The sequence below is a fragment of the Vibrio japonicus genome (genome assembly GCF_024582835.1).
Lineage (GTDB): Bacteria > Pseudomonadota > Gammaproteobacteria > Enterobacterales > Vibrionaceae > Vibrio > Vibrio japonicus.
Map to the genome: position 1 here is coordinate 259,318 of NZ_CP102097.1, position 19,356 is coordinate 278,673.

15 protein-coding genes are annotated in these 19,356 nt (G+C 48.5%); 8 read left to right on the forward strand and 7 right to left on the reverse strand.

Features of this window, described 5'->3' with window-relative positions; all coding sequences use genetic code 11:
• Positions 1 to 12: 12 nt before the first annotated feature.
• From NP165_RS14450 to NP165_RS14470, 5 genes are all read right to left on the reverse strand, one after another.
• Positions 13 to 1,143, reverse strand: coding sequence for an enoyl-CoA hydratase/isomerase family protein (locus NP165_RS14450; RefSeq protein ID WP_257086832.1), 1,131 nt, complete (start codon positions 1,141 to 1,143; stop codon positions 13 to 15).
• Positions 1,144 to 1,171: 28 nt separating this feature from the next.
• Positions 1,172 to 1,948, reverse strand: a complete 777-nt coding sequence (locus NP165_RS14455; protein WP_257086431.1) for an enoyl-CoA hydratase — start codon at positions 1,946 to 1,948, stop codon at positions 1,172 to 1,174.
• Between the two features lie 49 nt (positions 1,949 to 1,997).
• Positions 1,998 to 3,152, reverse strand: coding sequence for an acyl-CoA dehydrogenase family protein (locus tag NP165_RS14460; protein WP_025541258.1), 1,155 nt, complete (start codon positions 3,150 to 3,152; stop codon positions 1,998 to 2,000).
• Positions 3,153 to 3,240: 88 nt separating this feature from the next.
• Entirely contained in the window at positions 3,241 to 4,734 is a 1,494-nt protein-coding gene (locus NP165_RS14465) for a CoA-acylating methylmalonate-semialdehyde dehydrogenase (RefSeq protein WP_025503677.1), read from the reverse strand.
• Positions 4,735 to 4,804: 70 nt separating this feature from the next.
• Positions 4,805 to 5,983 carry a thiolase family protein gene (locus NP165_RS14470; RefSeq protein ID WP_257086433.1) on the reverse strand — a complete coding sequence of 393 codons (1,179 nt, stop codon included), beginning with the start codon at positions 5,981 to 5,983 and terminating at the stop codon, positions 4,805 to 4,807.
• Between the two features lie 209 nt (positions 5,984 to 6,192).
• On the opposite strand from NP165_RS14470, the gene NP165_RS14475 reads away from it, so the two are divergent.
• The 6 genes from NP165_RS14475 (at position 6,193) to NP165_RS14500 (ending at position 13,357) form a co-directional block, all read left to right on the forward strand.
• Positions 6,193 to 6,579 carry a MerR family transcriptional regulator gene (locus NP165_RS14475; RefSeq protein WP_140084906.1) on the forward strand — a complete coding sequence of 129 codons (387 nt, stop codon included), beginning with the start codon at positions 6,193 to 6,195 and terminating at the stop codon, positions 6,577 to 6,579.
• A 45-nt stretch (positions 6,580 to 6,624) separates the two neighbouring features.
• A complete protein-coding gene (locus tag NP165_RS14480; protein WP_257086434.1) occupies positions 6,625 to 7,794 on the forward strand; it encodes an isovaleryl-CoA dehydrogenase in 1,170 nt (389 codons plus the stop codon).
• Positions 7,795 to 7,908: 114 nt separating this feature from the next.
• Complete coding sequence (locus NP165_RS14485; RefSeq protein WP_257086435.1) at positions 7,909 to 9,516, forward strand: carboxyl transferase domain-containing protein; 1,608 nt, start codon at positions 7,909 to 7,911, stop codon at positions 9,514 to 9,516.
• A gap of 107 nt (positions 9,517 to 9,623) precedes the next feature.
• Positions 9,624 to 10,406: an enoyl-CoA hydratase-related protein gene (locus tag NP165_RS14490; protein ID WP_257086436.1), complete on the forward strand. Its 783-nt coding sequence runs from the start codon at positions 9,624 to 9,626 to the stop codon at positions 10,404 to 10,406.
• Entirely contained in the window at positions 10,399 to 12,474 is a 2,076-nt protein-coding gene (locus tag NP165_RS14495) for an acetyl/propionyl/methylcrotonyl-CoA carboxylase subunit alpha (protein WP_257086437.1), read from the forward strand. The genes NP165_RS14490 and NP165_RS14495 overlap by 8 nt, the downstream gene beginning before the upstream one ends.
• Entirely contained in the window at positions 12,455 to 13,357 is a 903-nt protein-coding gene (locus NP165_RS14500) for a hydroxymethylglutaryl-CoA lyase (RefSeq protein WP_257086438.1), read from the forward strand. Before NP165_RS14495 ends, NP165_RS14500 begins: the two co-directional genes overlap by 20 nt.
• Positions 13,358 to 13,479: 122 nt before the next feature.
• On the opposite strand, the gene arsB is transcribed toward NP165_RS14500, so the two are convergent.
• Both arsB and trpS read right to left on the reverse strand, forming a co-directional pair.
• The gene (gene arsB, locus NP165_RS14505) at positions 13,480 to 14,547 is read right to left on the reverse strand and encodes an ACR3 family arsenite efflux transporter (protein ID WP_257086439.1); all 1,068 of its coding nucleotides are present in this window, start codon (positions 14,545 to 14,547) and stop codon (positions 13,480 to 13,482) included.
• Between the two features lie 148 nt (positions 14,548 to 14,695).
• Positions 14,696 to 15,754 (reverse strand): tryptophan--tRNA ligase, encoded by a 1,059-nt coding sequence (gene trpS, locus NP165_RS14510; protein ID WP_257086440.1) that lies wholly within the window; start codon positions 15,752 to 15,754, stop codon positions 14,696 to 14,698.
• Positions 15,755 to 16,120: 366 nt separating this feature from the next.
• On the opposite strand from trpS, the gene NP165_RS14515 reads away from it, so the two are divergent.
• The gene (locus tag NP165_RS14515; protein ID WP_257086441.1) at positions 16,121 to 18,955 is read left to right on the forward strand and encodes an AMP-binding protein; all 2,835 of its coding nucleotides are present in this window, start codon (positions 16,121 to 16,123) and stop codon (positions 18,953 to 18,955) included.
• A gap of 107 nt (positions 18,956 to 19,062) precedes the next feature.
• Positions 19,063 to 19,236 carry a hypothetical protein gene (locus tag NP165_RS14520; RefSeq protein WP_257086442.1) on the forward strand — a complete coding sequence of 58 codons (174 nt, stop codon included), beginning with the start codon at positions 19,063 to 19,065 and terminating at the stop codon, positions 19,234 to 19,236.
• Positions 19,237 to 19,356: the final 120 nt, after the last annotated feature.

The window sequence follows — 19,356 nt, forward strand, 5'->3', positions numbered from 1 at the left end:
TTTCTTCCTTGTCTAAAGTGCCTCAGTGGCAACCGACGATGCGGTCAGTGGGTATTCTGTTGAGTCAATTGGTGCGAAGAAGCGTTCCAAAGCTTGTGGCGTTACGTCAGAAACCGTGCGATATTGCCAAGTCGGTTGATTGGTTTTATCAATAATCAACGCGCGAACCCCTTCTCTAAAATCACCTTCTAACCCACAACGTAACGTAAGGTTAAATTCCATATCAAAACACGCTTTCAAAGAGAGTTTTTGATACTGCGTTAACTGCTGATAGGTGATATTGAGTGAAAGTGGACTACCGTAGTGCATCGCTTTTTGTGCACTGATGAACCATTTATCGTCGACATCAACACTGGATATCGCCTCAACAACCGTTGGCAAATCTCCCGTGCAGAGCTGTTCAATCAATTCCGCATGAGGCATCAATAATCCTTCGCCTAACTCCTTAGCTTCTATAGCATTGAGAATCGAGGAGAGTTTGTCGTGTATATTCGGTTGACTGAGCCAATTGACGTTAGACAAATGTTCGATTAACTGTTGCTTCCCTTCGGGTGGTGCAACCCATCGGCTTAGCCCCAGTGCTTTCATATCCGTGGCGTTGATTTGACATGCAGTCAGGCCAAGGAAAAGTGCCAAATGTTTCGGTAACTGATTTAAGAAATAGGTCGCGCCCACATCAGGATAAAGACCGATTTTAATTTCTGGCATCGCAAAGCGAGTGGTTGTTTCCGAAACGCGATGGCTTGCGCCCATAAACAGGCCAACTCCCCCGCCCATCAGGTAACCGTGTCCCCATGCTATGATCGGTTTTGGATAAGTATGAATAAGATGATCACAACGGTATTCAAGGTCGAAAAACGTTTTCATTGCATCAACCGCTGAATCAAAGTCTTGCTCTTTATTCTCAAGAGCGCGGTAGATAGCCTGAATATCGCCACCAGCACAAAACGCTTTTTCACCTTGAGCATGCAAGAATACCGCGACGATGCTGTCGTTCGATTGCCACTCTACCAGTTGGTTATAGAGCTGCTCGATCATCACATAGCTAAGTGCGTTGAGTGCGGCTGGGTTATCTAACTCCAACACACCGATGGCAGAGCCATCAGCACACTCAATTTGTGACACGTTTACTTTGCTGGGCATATTTACTTTGCTGGTCATGACGCCTCCGTTAACTGTTCGTCCAGTTGGCTTTACGTTTCTGCAAGAAGGCGTTCACACCCTCCGTCTGATCTTGTGTATTGAACAGCTGTAAGAAGAGTTCACGCTCCAGTACGAGTCCGGCCGCGTGAGTTTGGCTGCGTCGACCTTGAATGAGCGTTTTGCATGCAGAAACGGATTTCGGAGATTGACCTGCGACACGCTGTGCCAGTGCCATCGCTGAATCTAGTGCTTTGCCTTTTGCAACGACTTCTTCAACCAAACCGATTTGTTCCGCTCGATCCGCAGTCACACGTTCACCACACAGGATCATGCGCTTCGCCCAACCTTCTCCAACCAATGCGGTCAGGTTTTGCGTCCCGCCCGCACACGGCAACAAGCCTACCGATGCCTCTGGCAGTGCCATTTGTACTTGTTCTTCTGCGATGCGAATGTCACACGCCATCGCCACTTCTAGCCCGCCGCCCATCGCGTAACCATTAATTGCCGCGATAGAAACCCCATCGAATGCAGACAGCGCTTCAAAAGCTTCACCAAATGCGAACGCCATATCTGCTGCTTGCGATTTATCGCCGGATGCAAAGTTGTTGAGATCCGCACCTGCAGAGAAGAATTTCTCGCCTTCGCCTGTTAATACCAACGCATAAATAGAGCGATCATTACTGAGTTCAATCGCCAACTCTTTTAGCTGATTCAAAGATTCAAGCGTCCACGTATTTGCAGGCGGGTTACTAATCGTGAGCTTGGCAATGTGCGCTTCGCGCTCTAGTTTGATTTGTGCCGTCATAATCTTTCAGTCCTTTTTTATTCCTTTAGGTAAGGCTCTGTCTCGCTTTCTAAAGCAGCTCAACGCCTTCCGTGAGTAAACGTCTTGAAATGATCAGACGCATGATTTCGTTGGTACCTTCAAGGATTTGGTGAACACGAACGTCTCGGAAATGGCGCTCGACTGGGTATTCTTTGATGTAGCCATAGCCACCGTGAATTTGCAGCGCCTGATCGCAGACTTTAAAGCCCACATCCGTGGCAAAGCGTTTTGCCATGGCACAGTACGCACTTTTTTCTGCGTGTTGAGCATCGAGTTTGGCGGCAGCGAGTCGCACCATTTGACGCGCAGCAACCAGCTCTGTTGCCATATCGGCCAATTTAAACTGTAGTGCTTGGAATTGTGCCAGTGAACGTCCGAATTGTTTACGCTCGGTCATGTATTGCTTGGCTTCGTTCAGTGCCTGTTGTGCCGTACCGACGGAACAAGTAGCGATGTTGATTCGACCGCCATCCAGACCAAGCATGGCGAACTTAAAGCCTTCGCCCTCTTCACCCAACAGATAGTCAGCAGGAATGCGGACATTTTCGAAGGTGATCATGCGCGTTGGCTGGCAATTCCAACCCATTTTGGCTTCTTTCTTGCCATAGCTAATGCCTTCGCAATCAGCAGGAACGACGAACGCAGAAACGCCACCCGCCCCTTCGCCGCATGAACGCGCCATCACGACAAGAACATCCGTATCACCTGCACCAGAGATAAATACTTTTGCGCCATTCAATACAAACTCGTCACCTTCACGTACCGCACTTGTCGTTAGCGAAGCGGCGTCAGAGCCTGCATTGGGTTCGGTTAAACAGTAGGAAGCGAGCTTTTCACCTGAAATTAAATCCGCGCTAAATTGCTGCGCCACTTCGGCTTTGGCAAAGCTGGTGATCATCCACGTCGCCATGTTATGGATTGTCATAAACGCCGTAGTCGCGGTACAACCCATGGCCAATTGCTCGAAAATGATCGCCGCATCCAAACGAGATAACCCCAAACCACCGTGCTCTGGCGGCGTGTAGATGCTCAAAAAGCCAAGCTCACCCGCCTGACGCAGTACATCTTTAGGGAAATGATGGTTTTCATCCCACTCGGCCGCGTGCGGCGCTAACATTTGGTCTGCAAACTGCTTTGCTACTTCGGCAAACGCGAGTTGATCTTCGTTTAATTCAAAATCCATCTTGAAGTCCTAAGGTCTAATTCGTTGCACTTGACGCCAAGCCCACTCAAACGGAGGGGCTTAGCTAGAGGTATCGCTACTTCTGTGACTAGCTCAATTGAATGGTCATGTTTGGACCGCTTGGAATGTCATCTTCAAACCAACGTGCGGTGACGGTTTTCGTTTCGGTGTAGAAGCGAACCGCTTGTTTGCCGTAAGCATGTAAATCGCCATAGAAGCTGCCTTTCCAGCCAGTAAACGAGAAGAACGGCAATGGCACCGGAATCGGCACGTTGATGCCTACGTTACCCACTTCGATATTGTGTTGATACTTTCTCGCTGCTGCGCCATTCGCCGTAAAAATAGACGTACCGTTACCGAAACGGTTTGCATTGATCAGCTCAATTGCCGCGTCTAAATTGTCGACTTCCATTGTCAGCAGCACAGGACCAAAAATCTCTTCCTGATAAATCGACATGTCAGTGGTCACGTTGGTAAACAGCGTTGGTCCCACCCAGTTACCATTAGGGAAGCCGGGTACTTGGCAATCTGTCCCATCCAGAACACAGTTCGCGCCAGACGCTTTGCCTTCATTAATAAGATTCACCACACGCAGCTTCGCTTGCGGGCTAATCAGTGGGCCATAACCTGCGGTTTCATCGTCCCACGCCCCTGGTTGAACTTGAGCTAACGCCTCTTTAAGCTCTGGAATCCATTCTTTCGTTTCGCCAACAAATACTGCCACCGAAATCGCCATACAGCGCTGACCTGCGGCACCGACCGATGCGCCAACTAGGTTATTGATGACTTGCTGTTTGTTTGCATCTGGCATTATGACCATGTGGTTCTTCGCACCCGCAAATGACTGCACGCGCTTTAGGTTGTCCGTACCGGTTTTGTAGATGTACTCACCAACTGGCACTGAGCCAACAAAAGAGATCGCACGAACGACTGGATCAGTTAGAATGCGGTCAACCTGCTCTTTGGTGCCGTGAACAATTTGCAGCACGCCTTTTGGTGCGCCTGCTTGTTCAAACAGCTCCGCCAGTTTCATTGCCGTTAGTGGCACTTGCTCTGACGGCTTCAAAATGAAGGTATTACCGCAAGCAATCGCCATTGGGAACATCCACAACGGGATCATAGCCGGGAAGTTAAACGGTGTGATGCCAGCACAAACGCCGAGCGGTTGAATGTAAGAGTAACCGTCGATATTGGTCGCGACGTTTTCAACCGTTTCGCCCATCATTGAGCTACAAATGTTCGCCGCTTGTTCTACAACCTCAATTCCGCGCCAAACATCACCTTTTGCATCCGCTAGAGTTTTACCTGTCTCACTTGAAAGCAGTATCGCCAACTCATCGTGTTGCTCTTTTAGCAGGTGTTGGTAACGCAGCATCAATCTCGCACGCTCCGGCGCTGCGACTTCCTTCCAACGCTTGAACGTCTCTGTTGCGCTGGCGATCGCCGCATTCATTTCTGATTCCGTGGCACAAGGTACTTGCGCAATCACTTCGTTGGTTGCCGGGTTAGTTACATCTAGCCATTGTTTTGAGTCGGAGATGGCAAATTCACCACCGATATACTGCTTTACTTGTTCTGTCATGATGACATCCTTGTATTTTTCAGCTTGTTACTGACTACTGTTATGTAAATGAAACTTTGTTGAGAATGAATTAGCAGATTTCAATCGCGATTGCGGTAGCCTCGCCGCCACCAATACAAAGCGATGCAACGCCGCGCTTACCGCCCGTTTGTTTAAGAGCGTGAATCAAAGTGACGAGGATTCGGTTACCACTTGCACCAATGGGGTGGCCTAAAGCGCATGCACCGCCGCGAGGGTTCACTTTGCTCTCGTCCAGTTCGAGTGCCTTCACCGCGTATTGAGTCACAACAGCAAAGGCTTCATTGATTTCCCAAAGGTCCACGTCTGATTTGTCCCAGCCCGTTTTTTCCAGCAGCGTTTCAATCGCGAATACGGGTGCAATTGTGAACTCATCAGGCTGTCTTGCATGCGTGCTGTACGCGACAATTTTGGCTAGAGGTTGAAGGTTTTCCTGACGGCCAAATTCACTATCGACCAATACCAGTGCCGATGCACCATCAGAAATGGAACTTGAGTTGGCTGCCGTTACGCCGCCATCTTTGGCAAACGCAGGACGTAAGGTAAGAATTTTAGCGACGTCGAGTTTGCTCGGCTGCTCATCGTCTACAACCAAGGTTTCGCCGCGTCGACTTTTTACGTTAACGGCAACAATCTCTTCTTTGAACAAACCTTGCTCAATCGCTTGCTGCGCGCGAGTCACCGACTGCTGCGCCCAGGCATCCATACTTTCACGGCTGAACTGATACTTTTGCGCGGTTTGTTCAGCAAAGACACCCATCAATTCGCCTTGGTAGGCATCCTGCAAACCGTCATAAAACATGTGATCAAGCACTTGCTCGTGACCCAAACGGAAACCATCACGCGCTTTCTTTAATAGATAAGGAGAAGACGACATGTTTTCCATGCCACCCGCGATAACCGCGTGCGCGTTGCCAGATTGAATCAGGTCATGTGCCAGCATGACGGTTTTCATGCCCGAACCACAGACTTTGTTCAGCGTCGTACAACCAATCGATTGAGGCATTTCTGCTTTTAGGCTTGCTTGTCTTGCTGGCGCTTGCCCCACGCCGGCAGGTAAAACACATCCCATCAACACTTCGTCTATTTTATGTGCGTCTAGCTGGCTTTCAGCTAGTGCTCCTTGGATGGCTTTAGCACCAAGTTCCGTGACATCGGTTGAAGCCAATGCACCTTGAAAAGCGCCGATAGGTGTTCGTTTAGCGGCAACAATCCATGTTTCATTTTTCATTTCATTAACCTTTTGTTGACGTTTACGTCATAACTATACTAACATTTACGTTAACGTCAAGTTTGAGGTTATTGTTTGTTCGATTGACTAGCCAACTTTGAGTAAATGCGAGTCATATCAATGCTTCAGGGATACTGAACTATATTTACTTTAACGTTAACGAACTGTATATTCGTACGAATGTTATACGAAAGTCTTAAGGTTAAAGAATGAATACATTTAAGATCAGTGAGCTCGCGAAGGAGTTCGATATTACCACCCGAAGCATTCGCTTTTACGAGGATTTAGGTCTCTTAACTCCGGAACGTAAAGGCAATACACGAATCTACAATGGTCGCGATCGAATTCGACTAAAACTGATTTTGCGAGGTAAGCGATTAGGCTTTTCTCTTGCAGATATCAAAGAGTTATTTGAACTCTACGATACCGATCAAAGTACTGAGCAGTTGAACTACATGATTCGGTTGATCGAAGAGAAGAAGGCAGCATTGCAACAGCAAGCGAATGACATCCAAGCGGTGATGATGGAGTTGAGCGCGGCTCAGTTGCGATGTGAAAACACACTGAGATCCATGAAAGGCGAAAAAGTCACCTGACACCTCAACTCTGGGATGTAGGTGACGTAAAGGCAAGGACACGCAATGAAATCTACCTACTCTTCCCTAAACTTTGTATACGATGACAATACCGATTTGCTTCGCGAGCAAATCAATAGTTTTGCTGCAAGAGAAATTGCGCCTTTAGCGCAATCTATCGACCAATCTAACGACTTTCCAAACCATCTTTGGTCCAAATTAGGTGAAATGGGTCTTTTAGGTGTGACCACCAGCGAGGAGTTTGGTGGTGCGAACATGGGCTATCTCGCCCACGTGATTGCCATGGAAGAGATCAGCCGAGCATCCGCTTCAGTTGCATTAAGTTACGGCGCTCACTCCAATCTTTGTGTCAACCAAATCCACCGCAACGGTACACAAGCGCAAAAAGAAAAATACCTACCAAAGCTCATCTCCGGTGAACATATCGGTGCCCTTGCAATGAGCGAACCCGGCGCTGGCTCTGATGTTGTCTCTATGCAGCTTAAAGCCGAACGTAAAGGCGATATATTCCTGCTAAATGGCAACAAAATGTGGATCACCAACGGCCCTGATGCACACACCTATGTTGTCTACGCAAAAACCGATCCAAGCCAACATTCCAAAGGCATCACGGCATTTATTGTAGAACGCGGATTCCCTGGATTTACTCAAGCACAAAAACTCGACAAGTTGGGCATGCGCGGCTCAAACACCTGTGAACTGGTCTTCCAAAACTGCGAAGTCCCTGCGGAAAACATTCTCGGCGAAGAAAACCAAGGTGTGAAAGTGTTGATGAGCGGTTTGGACTACGAACGCGTGGTGCTTGCAGGTGGCCCGCTTGGCATCATGCAGGCGTGCATGGACATCGTTGTGCCTTACATTCACGACCGCAAACAGTTCGGCAAATCCATCGGTGAATTCCAGCTAGTTCAAGCAAAAATCGCCGATATGTATACACAAATGAATGCCGCGAAAGCCTACGTTTACGCAGTGGCTGCCGCTTGTGATCGCGGTGAAACCACCCGTAAAGATTCTGCTGGCGCGATCCTCTACAGTGCAGAGCTGGCAACCAAGATGGCATTAGATGCCATTCAGCTACTCGGTGGCAATGGCTATATCAATGAGTTTGATACGGGCCGTTTGTTGCGTGATGCCAAGCTGTATGAAATTGGTGCCGGCACTTCAGAAATTCGCCGCATGCTTATTGGTCGCGAATTGTTTAACGAAAGCGCCTAATCATCATACCTAGGCGTTCTGACTCGAAACAACTTCCTTATTCAACCTAAATCTTATTCAACATAGATAAAGACGGGATTTGTCACCCGTCTACCGAATGGAGATCGGCTATTTATGGCTTGTTTGACGACCAATATTAATACCCATTCAGAGCAGTATCAGGAAAATTACCGCTCTATGGCATCACTCGTGGATCAACTCTATACTGTGACTGCGCAAATCGAAGATGGCGGCGGTGAGAAAGCCCGCGAGCATCAGCAGAAGAAAGGCAAACTTCCGGTACGTGAGCGCATTCTTGCCCTCCTCGACCCCGGTTCGTCCTTTCTAGAAATTGGTCAGTTTGCTGGCTGGGATGTGTATCCAGATTACGTTCCATGCGCGGGCGTAGTAGCGGGTGTGGGTGTGATTGACGGCACCGAGTGCATGATCGTAGCGAATGATGTAACGGTAAAAGGCGGCAGTTACTACCCACTTACGGTTAAAAAACACTTACGCGCACAGGAAATTGCAGAAAAGTGCCAACTGCCGTGTGTTTACTTAGTCGACTCTGGCGGTGCCAACCTCCCCCGCCAAGATGAAGTTTTCCCTGACAAAGACCACTTCGGTCGTATTTTCTATAACCAAGCTCGAATGTCAGCCAAGGGTATCCCGCAAATTGCGGTGGTCATGGGGCTATGTACCGCTGGCGGCGCTTACGTACCTGCCATGTGTGATGTTTCCATCATCGTCAAAGAACAAGGCACGATCTTCTTAGCTGGCCCTCCTCTGGTAAAAGCGGCGACAGGCGAAGAAGTGAGTGCGGAAGATCTTGGCGGCGCAGACGTGCATTGCCGTACATCTGGCGTGGCCGATTATTATGCAGAAAACGACCACCATGCATTAGAGCTGGCAAGACAAGCGGTTTCACAAATCAACCACTTGAAACCCGTCCAACTCAAGCAAAAAATGCCACAAGAACCACGCTTTCCTGCGCAAGAGCTGTACGGCATCGTCGGAACCGATCTTAAAAAGCCGTTTGATGTTAAAGAGGTCATTGCCCGAATTGTTGATGATTCACAATTTGATGAATTTAAAGCCTTGTTCGGTGAAACCTTAGTCTGTGGCTTTGCCCATATTCACGGTATGCCGATTGGCATTGTCGCTAACAACGGCATTCTATTTTCAGAGTCGGCACAAAAAGGGGCGCATTTTATTGAGCTGTGCGCACAACGCAAAATTCCTCTGCTTTTCTTGCAGAACATAACGGGCTTTATGGTCGGTCAGAAGTACGAAGCCGAAGGCATCGCCAAACATGGCGCGAAAATGGTAACCGCTGTTGCGTGTGCAGACGTACCTAAGTTTACCGTAGTGATTGGTGGCTCGTATGGCGCAGGGAACTACGGCATGTGTGGCCGCGCTTATGATCCAACCATGATGTGGATGTGGCCAAACGCGCGCATCTCCGTAATGGGTGGAGAGCAAGCGGCTGGCGTAATGGCGCAAGTCACCCGCGATATTAAAACGCGCAAAGGAGAAAGCTGGAGCGCGGAGGAAGAAGAAGCGTTCAAACGTCCAATTGCGCAGCAATATCAGACTCAAAGCCATGCGTATTACGCCAGTGCACGCCTGTGGGACGACGGGATTATTGATCCGGCGAAAACACGCGATGTTGTCGGTATAGCTCTGTCTGCTGCGCTTAATGCTCCAATACCAGACAGCAAATTTGGCATTTTCCGCATGTAGCCAGATACAAGGCAAACCTTAACTCCTCGCTATCCACCGATGTTTATCCGAGTTCTGGTTAGCGAGCAATGGAATATCAGACTGAAATGTCAGACAAAGGAAGTCACATGACCGGACTACTGCTTGAAAAAGACAGCAATGGCGTTGCCTGGTTGAGCCTGAATCGACCAGAAAAACACAACGCGTTTAATGATGAATTGATTGCTTCTCTGATTGAAACGCTGGAACAACTTGAACGAGAGGATTCTTTACGTGCGCTGGTTCTAACGGCGCAAGGGAAACACTTTTCTGCGGGTGCAGACCTTGGCTGGATGCAGTCAATGGCCACCAAAACCGAGAGTGAAAACCTTCAAGATGCACAGCAATTAGCGATACTCCTGCATAAACTGGATACCTTTAGCAAACCAACCATTGCCATGGTGCATGGCGCGGCATTTGGTGGTGCGCTTGGGCTTATCTGCTGCTGCGATATCGCCATTGGCACACCTGAGAGCCGCTTCTGTTTGAGTGAAGTGAAACTCGGCTTATTGCCCGCGACCATCGGCCCTTACGTAATCCGAGCAATTGGACAACGACAAAGCCGACGCTATTTTTTAACCGCGGAACTGATCGATGCCGAGACAGCGCTATCGATCAATATTCTTCATCAAATAGATCCTCAACCACGTGAAGCCGTCAATCGCACCATTGAGCACCTGCTTAATAATGGCCCGCAAGCGATGCAGGCAGCAAAAGCACTCTGCTTACGTTGTGATAGCCAACCTATCGATCACTCATTAATTGAATACACCAGCCAAGCCATTGCAACCGCCCGCGTGTCCAGTGAAGGACAAGAAGGACTGAGTGCATTTTTTGAAAAGCGCGCCGCCAATTGGAGGAATCATGTTTAAAAGAATACTGATCGCAAACCGCGGTGAAATTGCCTGCCGAATCATTAAAACCGCAAAAAGCATGGCTATAGAGACGGTTGCCGTCTATTCCGAAGCGGATCGCAGCAGCTTACATGTTAAACAAGCAGATTTCGCTGAATTCATTGGCCCTGCTCCGGCGAGTGAATCGTATCTCGATATCGATGCGATTATCGGCGCTGCGAAAAAATGGCAAGCTGATGCAATCCATCCTGGATATGGTTTTCTCTCCGAGAACCCGAAACTAGCCAAAGCGTGTAGTGAAAATGACATTGTATTTATTGGCCCTTCCACCAGCGCAATTGAAGCGATGGGCTCGAAGTCTCAAGCCAAGGCCATCATGTCAGAGGCGAACGTACCTCTCGTTCCGGGCTATCACGGCACAGACAACAGCGTTGAGCACTTATTGGCGGAAGCGGAAAAGATTGGTTACCCTGTGATGCTCAAAGCAACCCAAGGTGGCGGCGGTAAAGGCATGCGAGTGGTCAACAGTGCAGCCGAAATGCCGTTGGCCATCGACGGTGCGCAGCGTGAAGCGCTTTCAAGCTTTGGCGACAAGCAGCTTCTTATCGAAAAATGCATATTGCAGCCTCGCCACGTTGAAGTTCAGGTATTTGCTGACCAACATGGCAACTGTGTTTATCTTTCTGATCGCGATTGCTCTATTCAACGTCGTCACCAAAAGGTGGTCGAAGAAGCTCCTGCACCCGGCCTGAGTGATGAACTGCGAAAACAAATGGGTGAAGCCGCAGTTCAGGCCGCTCAAGCGATTGACTATGTAGGCGCTGGTACGGTTGAGTTCTTGCTCGATAGCCGAGGTCAATTCTACTTCATGGAGATGAATACCCGTCTGCAAGTTGAACACCCTGTCACTGAATTGATCACTGGCGTTGATTTGGTTGAATGGCAATTCAAAGTCGCAGCTGGCGAGTGTTTACCTATCTCGCAATCCGAAATCACCCATAACGGACACTCAATCGAGCTGCGAATTTACGCCGAAGATGCCGACAACGACTTTATGCCGTCGACTGGACGCATTGATTATTTACAAGAACCCATTTCGGACAGCAATGTTCGACTAGCATTTTTGCGCGTTGATAGTGGTGTGACCCAAGACGATACCATTAGCGAGTACTACGATCCGATGATCAGCAAACTGATCGTCTGGGGGCAAACACGTGATATCGCGCTGAAGCAGCTTAAACAGGCGTTAACTCAATATCACGTGCGTGGAGTAACGACAAACATCGGTTATCTGCATAGCATTGTTTCGCAGCCAGCCTTTGCCGACATTGAGCTCGATACAGGTTTCCTAGTTAAACATCAGCAAGACATTAGCGCTCAGCAAAACGTGTCGGATTCTATCTGGCTAACGTTGGCGGCGGTTGCTCGCTGGAATGCTCTCATTTCAAAATCAGACAGCTCAACGTTACCCTCGCCAACCAAACGAGGTTTTAGGCTGTCAGTTGACAACGTTTATCGATTTAACTTCACGGATGACAATGCCAATCATCAAGTACGTTTGCATCATTCGTCTCAAGAGAATTCGTCTCAGCAATCATGCACTCAACATCCTGAGCCCTTCACTATCGAATGTGGCGAAGAACGACATCAGGTGACACTGCTTGAAAATGACAACCCGTTTATCGTTGATATCGATAATGTGCGTTACACCTTTAACGCGCTCAACGACGAACAAAAGACAACCGTGTTTTATCTTGGTCAGCAACGTACGTTCGCTCATCAACCAAGTTTTGAATCACCAAAAGGCAAAGACGACGAACTTAGTCCAACCGCACCACTCAACGGCGTGATCTCGGCGGTCATGGTGAATAAGGGTGATGAAGTAGCGGCTGGCGATCCATTGTTAGTGCTCGAAGCGATGAAGATGGAATACACCATCACGGCTCCGGTAGCAGCGACCGTTGATGAAGTATTTTATCAACATGGAGACCAAGTACAGCACGGTTCAATTCTGCTGCATTTAATTTCTGCACCCGATAATGTCTGTGAAGATAAGGAGCGCGAATATGCTACCAGCGAAGGTTAATATCGTCGAAGTCGGCGCACGCGATGGCCTGCAAAACGAAACGGCAGTAACGCTGGTCGATAAAATCCGTTTGATTAACCAACTAAGCACCAGTGGCTTAAAACACATTGAAGCAGGCTCTTTTGTCTCGCCGAAATGGGTACCTCAAATGGCCGATTCCGATCAGGTGTTTGCTGGTATCACGCAAAAGCCTGACGTGGTTTATAGCGCGCTCACACCAAATCTCGCAGGGTTAGAACGTGCACTGGAAAGTGGCGTAAAGCAAATTGCGGTATTTGGCTCCGCTTCTGAAGCGTTTAGCCAAAAGAATATCAACTGCAGCATTGCCGAAAGCCTCTCTCGCTTTGAGCCCGTTATCGAATTGGCGAACCAGCACAACATACCTGTGCGCGGATATTTGTCTTGCACCATGGTTTGCCCCTACGAGGGTGAAATCAAGCCAGAACAAACTACCAAGGTCGCCAATACGTTGTTTGATATGGGATGTTACGAGATTTCGCTCGGCGACACTGTCGGAAAAGCAACGCCTAATCGCGTTATCGCCATGCTGGATTCGCTGTTAACGCAACTGCCAAAAGACGCGCTAGCGGTACATTTTCATGACACTTATGGACAAGCGTTGGCCAATATTTACCAAGCCTTGTTAATGGGCATCAACACCATTGATAGTGCGGTAGCGGGTCTAGGCGGCTGCCCTTACGCGAAAGGTGCCAGTGGCAATGTTGCAACGGAAGATGTGCTTTACCTGTGTGAACAGCTTGGTATTGAAACGGGGGTTGATCTCAACATCATCAATGAAGCGGGTTGGCAAATTTGCCGAGCCTTAGGTAAACGACCAGCTTCGAAAGTGGCGTTGGCTTTGGGCGATCCGCACAGCTTGTAATTCCTTTTCATATTCTTTGCTCCCCTACTCGCTTCTGTTGGAGCGAGTAGTCCTTCCTTCATGTTTCTAAGCATTCTCGAGCTTTTTATTAATGAATGAAACGTCACTACTGTGTACAGTAATTACACTTCATAGTATTTACGTTTCATTCTGAGCGCGACATTGACCAAAGCGATCAACACCGGAACTTCCACCAGTGGGCCTATCACACCCGCAAAGGCCTGATCGGAATTTAAGCCAAATACCGCGATGGAGACCGCAATCGCGAGCTCGAAATTATTGCCCGACGATGTAAACGCAATTGAGGCATTCTGATCATACGGCAACCCCATTCGCTTACCGATGTAGAAACTGGCAAAAAACATCACCATAAAATAGATCACAAGAGGGATCGCGACTCGAAGTACGTCCATGGGCAACTCAATGATCATTTCGCCTTTGAGGCTAAACATCAAAACGATTGTCGCGAGTAACGCTATTAGTGTGATAGGAGAAATGCGCGGGATAAAGACTTCGTTGTACCACTGCTCACCTTTCGCTGACACCAACCACTTACGGCTTAAGAACCCTGCCAAAAATGGCAATCCAAGATAAATCAGCACACTTTTCGCGATATCTAAAATGGTGATATCGACAACGAAGCTGTCCAAGCCGAAATAAGGCGGAAGAACCGTAATAAATAGCCAAGCCATAAAACTATACGTCACAATTTGGAACGCACTGTTTAACGCAACCAAAGTAGCGCCGTATTCTTTATTTCCGCCGCTAATATCGTTCCAAACCAGCACCATGGCGATACAACGAGCCAGACCAATCAATATCAACCCCACCATGTAGCCAGGTTGTTCGCGCAAAAACGTGATTGCTAACAGGAACATGAGTACGGGGCCGACGATCCAGTTCATGACAAGCGACAGCGTGATGGCTCTTTTATCTCGCGTCACTTCTCCAAGTAGGCTGTAATTGACCTTGGCCAATGGCGGATACATCATCAGGATCAAGCCAATCGCTAACGGTATGTTGGTTGAACCCACAGACATGCTTTCATTCCACTGTGCCACTTGTGGAAACAACACACCGATACCGACCCCGACCGACATCGCTAAAAGAATCCATACCGTGAGGTAGCGATCCAGAACATTCATTCTTTGTGAAGCGCTAGCCTGCGCAAAACTTTCCATATTACTCATATCAACCTCAATCGCCTTTTCCACAACCACTTACTGCAATGCGAATACTTAACAATCATTATTCAAGCACAACATGCCCGCTTTATGACGCATTATTGCTTTGGTTTCTTCATTCGCACACAGCAATAGAAGAAACCAAACTCAGAATTTAAAGAATGTTCAGACCAAATACCTCTTTCACATCCACAAGCACTTGTTGTGTTTTTTCTCGAGAGATCTCACTCCCTTTAGACAATATCTCAATTAGCTGAGCTTTGTCCGACAAGAACTCCGTTCTCTTCTGTCGAATTGGTCTGAGCATTTCTTGTAAACATTCTTCCAGTATCTTCTTGGTCGTGCCATCGCCAAGACCGCCGCGCTGATAATGCGCTTTCAGTTCCTCGACGTAGGCCGCCTCAGGGTGAAAGGCATCCAGATAAGTAAACACAACATTGCCATCGACGCTGCCTGGATCTTCAATTCTCAGGTGGTTAGGATCGGTGTACATCGACTTCACCGCCTCTCTGATTTCTTTTTCAGAAGCACCGAGGTTGATGGTGTTTCCCATCGTCTTGGACATTTTGTTTTTGCCGTCGGTACTTGGTAATCGCGATGCGTTACTCAGCAGCGGTCTGCATTCTTTTAATATCTTTTTCCCCGCCAAAGAATTAAGTTTACGCACAATTTCATTGGTTTGTTCAAGCATCGGTAATTGGTCGTCGCCCACAGGAACAAGGGTGGCATGAAACCCTGTGATGTCTGCAGCTTGAGAGATCGGATAGGTTAAGAACCCTGCCGGTATAGAACGCTCGAAACCTTTGCTTTGAATTTCACTTTTCACAGTAGGGTTTCGTTCTAAACGCGCGATGGTCACGAGGTTGCTGTAGTACATGGTCAACTCCGCTAAAGCGGGCAATTGCGATTGCAGACAAATGGTCGTTTTCGCAGGATTGATGCCTACCGCCAGATAGTCCGCAACGACATTAAGAATGTTTGATGACACTTTGGTCGGGTTGTGGGCATTGTCGGTCAAACCTTGCATATCCGCGACAAGGATCGTCTGTTGATGATGGTTTTGTAGATCAACGCGCTGCTTCAAAGAGCCGACATAATGGCCTAAATGCAATGGGCCCGTCGCTCTGTCACCGGTAAGAATGATTTCGGCTGTTTTGGTGGATTGCTTGGTTGCTTGATTAGTGGCTTGATTAGTGAATGGTTGGTCGTTCATATGATTATCTCCAAAGTAAATAGATCGCTACTGGAGATAAATTGAGAACACACTCTTAGCTACCTTCCAGCAGCTTAAGAATGTAAGAATTCCGCGCCGCTCTAATAAGAGCGCCACCAGAATAAGATTAAGAAAGTATTCGGATAAAATGTCATTCGAGCAAAGTATCAGCATTAATCGGCGAAATCAATGCAGCACTTTTTTATCTTATATTTTGCATTGCAGCTGCGTTTCTCAATCTCTTAACTCCTGAGCGTCCGCCCCTCACCACTTAATATTTAAATCATCAATAAGCTAAGCTTTAAGCAGCCGGCTATTTATGAAAAGCAAAACGAGTGATCACTCTTCTAGCTCTAGGAGCTTTGCATGTCTGACGACAACCGTACCCATCAAGATTCAGAGAAGATTGCGCTATCAGTGATACAAATTGTGCGTGATTTGGCGCTTGAGTTAGATCCCAACGCGTTCTCATCAATATCGCTGAGCTTGAAGAGCAACCTTGATAGTGACCTTGGCTTTGATAGCCTGACCAGAGCTGAGCTGTTAACCCGCATTGAAAGTCACTTTCGCGTTTCGCTGCCAGAACACGCACTGGCCAATATTGAAACTCCTGAAAATATCGTCGCGGCGATAATGCAATCCTCCCCTGCAAACCAGGCGGCTTTACTCGAAACACAGGCCCAGCCCATCCATTTAGACAACGTTGAAAATCAGCCGACGGACGTGACGACATTACAGCAGTTGCTCGACTGGCATGTGACGCATCACCCTGATCGGCCTCACCTCTATGTTTATCAAAACGCAGATCAAGTCGAAGAAATCAGCTACAAAAAGCTGAGGGACAAAGCGCTTGAGATTGCGGCGGGGTTGATGGAAGCAGGCGTCGAAGCGGGAGAGTGTGTCGCGATTATGCTGCCAACCAGCAATGATTACTTTTACAGTTTTTTCGGAATCCTGTATGCCAGAGCGATACCTGTGCCTATCTATCCACCAGCCAGAATCCAGCAAATCGAGGACCATTTAAAACGCCACGCCAGTATCTTAAACAATGCACAAGCGAAGCTACTGATCACTGTGCCTGAAGCCAAAGCAGTTGCGCACTTGTTAAAATTGCAGGTTCCATCCATTGATGCGGTTGTCACAGCAACTGAGCTAGCAAGTTCAGCAAACCTGCCAGAGACTGGCGCAGCAAAAAGCAGTGACACGGCCTTTCTTCAATACACCTCCGGCAGCACTGGAGTACCTAAAGGCGTCACCCTTACGCACTCGAACTTATTAGCGAACATTAGAGCAATGGGCAAGGTGGTCGGCGCTAACTCGGATGATGTTTTTGTCAGCTGGCTGCCCGTTTATCACGATATGGGGCTGATTGGGGCATGGCTTGGCAGCTTGTACCACGCGATCCCTTTGGTGATCATGTCTCCTTTGCTTTTCCTGACCAAGCCAGAGCGTTGGCTGTGGGCGATTCACCGTTACCGTGGCACACTCTCCCCCGCACCGAATTTTGCGTATGAGATTTGTGTCTCTCGGGTCAAAGAAAGCGATCTAGAAGGACTCGACCTCAGTAGTTGGCGACTGTCTTGGAATGGTGCAGAGCCCGTCAGTCCGCAATCTATCGCGAACTTTACTGAAAAATACGCCAAATACGGCTTTAAGCCCGAAACCATGTCTCCGGTTTATGGCTTGGCCGAATCTTCTGTCGGGCTAACATTTCCGGCAAACACCAGAAAGCCTCGTATCGAATATTTCCAAAGAGAAGCACTAACGCATTTTGGCCATGCAATTCCCGCTCGAAACCAAGACTCTGGCTCTATCCCCTTGGTGGGGTTAGGCCAACCACTCCCAGGTCATCAGATCCGCATTGTCGATGAGCTAGGTAAAGAGCTACCGGAAGGAGAAGAAGGCGCGCTCGAATTTAAAGGCCCGTCAGCCACGCAAGGCTATTATCGCAACCCAGACAAAACCAAAGCGCTGTATCACCACGACTGGCTAGTCACCGGCGACCGTGCGTTTACGATTGGTGGCGAGCTATTTCTAACCGGGCGCAGCAAAGACATCATTATCAAAGCGGGGAGAAACATTTACCCTCACGAACTAGAGCAAGCGGTAGGCAACGTAGAAGGGATACGCAAAGGCTGTGTCGCCGCCTTTGGCTGTCATGACCGACGTTCTGGCACTGAAAAGTTAGTCGTACTGGCTGAAAGCCGCGAGAGCGATGAAGAAAAAACAAAGCAGTTCAAGAAAGAGGTAAACAACCTGTCATGGAGCCTGCTCGGTAGCCCCGCTGACGACGTGGTCATTGCTCCCCCTCACACCATCCCTAAAACTTCCAGCGGAAAAATTCGCCGTAGCGCCTGCAAAGAGCTGTATGAACAAGGCGCTCTAAGCAAACAGACGCGAGCATTCTGGCTGCAAGCCATTCATTTAGCGACCGCTGGCATAGTGCCACAACTACGAAAATACACTCGCACCCTGCTGGATATCGGCTACGCCGCATACGCTTGGCTCATTTTTGGCTTGCTCGTTCCTGTGGTTTGGAGCCTTGTTGCTGTCATACCTAGCCAAGATTGGTGCTGGAAGACGGCGAGGCTGGGCGCGCGAGTTTTAATGCGAATGACGGGCACACACTGCAAGATTGAAGGACAAGAGCATCTGCAAGCCAAGAGCAACCCCTGCATTTTAGTCGCTAACCACTGCAGCTATTTGGATGGATTGGTACTGATTTCAGCAAGCGATTTAAAGTGTCGTTTTGTGGCCAAAAATGAGCTGACGCGTAACCCGTTTGCACGAATTTTTTTAACCAAACTCGGCACTGAGTTTGTCGAACGTTTTGATGCTGAGAAAAGTGTTGGGGATGCGCGAAAACTCTATGACAACGTGAAAGATTGTCGGCCACTTGTCGTGTTTCCAGAGGGCACCTTGTACCGAATGGCGGGGCTGCATCCATTCCACATGGGCGCTTTCATTGCCGCGGTCAATTCTGGTGTACCTGTCATTCCCGTGACGATCTGCGGTACTCGCTCTAAGCTCCGAGGCAATTCTCTGTTTCCGCGCCGTGGCGATATCAGTATCAAAATTGGTGAGCCGCTCTACCCTGATGGAAACAACTGGAACGCCGCCATTGCACTCAGAGACAAAGCGCGAAGGCACATCTTACAGCATTGCGGCGAGCCCGATTTGGGCCATGAAGCGGTAAGGTAAGCAGCTACGTTATCCTCACAACGTTATCCACACACCGTTACCCACACTACGCGATACGAATGCTCTTCTATACTTGGAGTAAGGCACCGTCATGGAGGCATGTGACAATGGATTTCACAGAAAAGCTGCGCTTAAAAGGTAAAGCGGAAGAAGACCTGTATTTCGCCGAATTGGACCGCCAACTGATCGATGCTATGCATAAAAAGACGCAACAGGAGCAAAACGGTTTTCAGCCAGAAAGCATGGACAATGTTCCGCCTCAGACCACACCAGGAAAATAGCCTAGCTTGAGACCCGCAACTAAAATTGAGCACTCGTCCCTCGGTGCTCTCGGCTGTTTTAGCGTCATAAAAATAGAACATTAGCAAAATCTTAAACTCACGCTGGAAAAGCCCCCTCAA

Coding starts and splice junctions, on each gene's coding strand:
- NP165_RS14520 (WP_257086442.1), top strand. CDS start 19,063: ATGGATTTCACAGAAAAGCTGCGCTTAAAAGGTAAAGCGGAAGAAGAC.
- NP165_RS14470 (WP_257086433.1), bottom strand. CDS start 5,983: ATGAAAAATGAAACATGGATTGTTGCCGCTAAACGAACACCTATCGGC.
- NP165_RS14480 (WP_257086434.1), top strand. CDS start 6,625: ATGAAATCTACCTACTCTTCCCTAAACTTTGTATACGATGACAATACC.
- NP165_RS14485 (WP_257086435.1), top strand. CDS start 7,909: ATGGCTTGTTTGACGACCAATATTAATACCCATTCAGAGCAGTATCAG.
- arsB (WP_257086439.1), bottom strand. CDS start 14,547: ATGAGTAATATGGAAAGTTTTGCGCAGGCTAGCGCTTCACAAAGAATG.
- NP165_RS14455 (WP_257086431.1), bottom strand. CDS start 1,948: ATGACGGCACAAATCAAACTAGAGCGCGAAGCGCACATTGCCAAGCTC.
- NP165_RS14515 (WP_257086441.1), top strand. CDS start 16,121: ATGTCTGACGACAACCGTACCCATCAAGATTCAGAGAAGATTGCGCTA.
- NP165_RS14495 (WP_257086437.1), top strand. CDS start 10,399: ATGTTTAAAAGAATACTGATCGCAAACCGCGGTGAAATTGCCTGCCGA.
- NP165_RS14460 (WP_025541258.1), bottom strand. CDS start 3,152: ATGGATTTTGAATTAAACGAAGATCAACTCGCGTTTGCCGAAGTAGCA.
- NP165_RS14450 (WP_257086832.1), bottom strand. CDS start 1,143: ATGCCCAGCAAAGTAAACGTGTCACAAATTGAGTGTGCTGATGGCTCT.
- NP165_RS14490 (WP_257086436.1), top strand. CDS start 9,624: ATGACCGGACTACTGCTTGAAAAAGACAGCAATGGCGTTGCCTGGTTG.
- NP165_RS14475 (WP_140084906.1), top strand. CDS start 6,193: ATGAATACATTTAAGATCAGTGAGCTCGCGAAGGAGTTCGATATTACC.
- NP165_RS14500 (WP_257086438.1), top strand. CDS start 12,455: ATGCTACCAGCGAAGGTTAATATCGTCGAAGTCGGCGCACGCGATGGC.
- trpS (WP_257086440.1), bottom strand. CDS start 15,754: ATGAACGACCAACCATTCACTAATCAAGCCACTAATCAAGCAACCAAG.
- NP165_RS14465 (WP_025503677.1), bottom strand. CDS start 4,734: ATGACAGAACAAGTAAAGCAGTATATCGGTGGTGAATTTGCCATCTCC.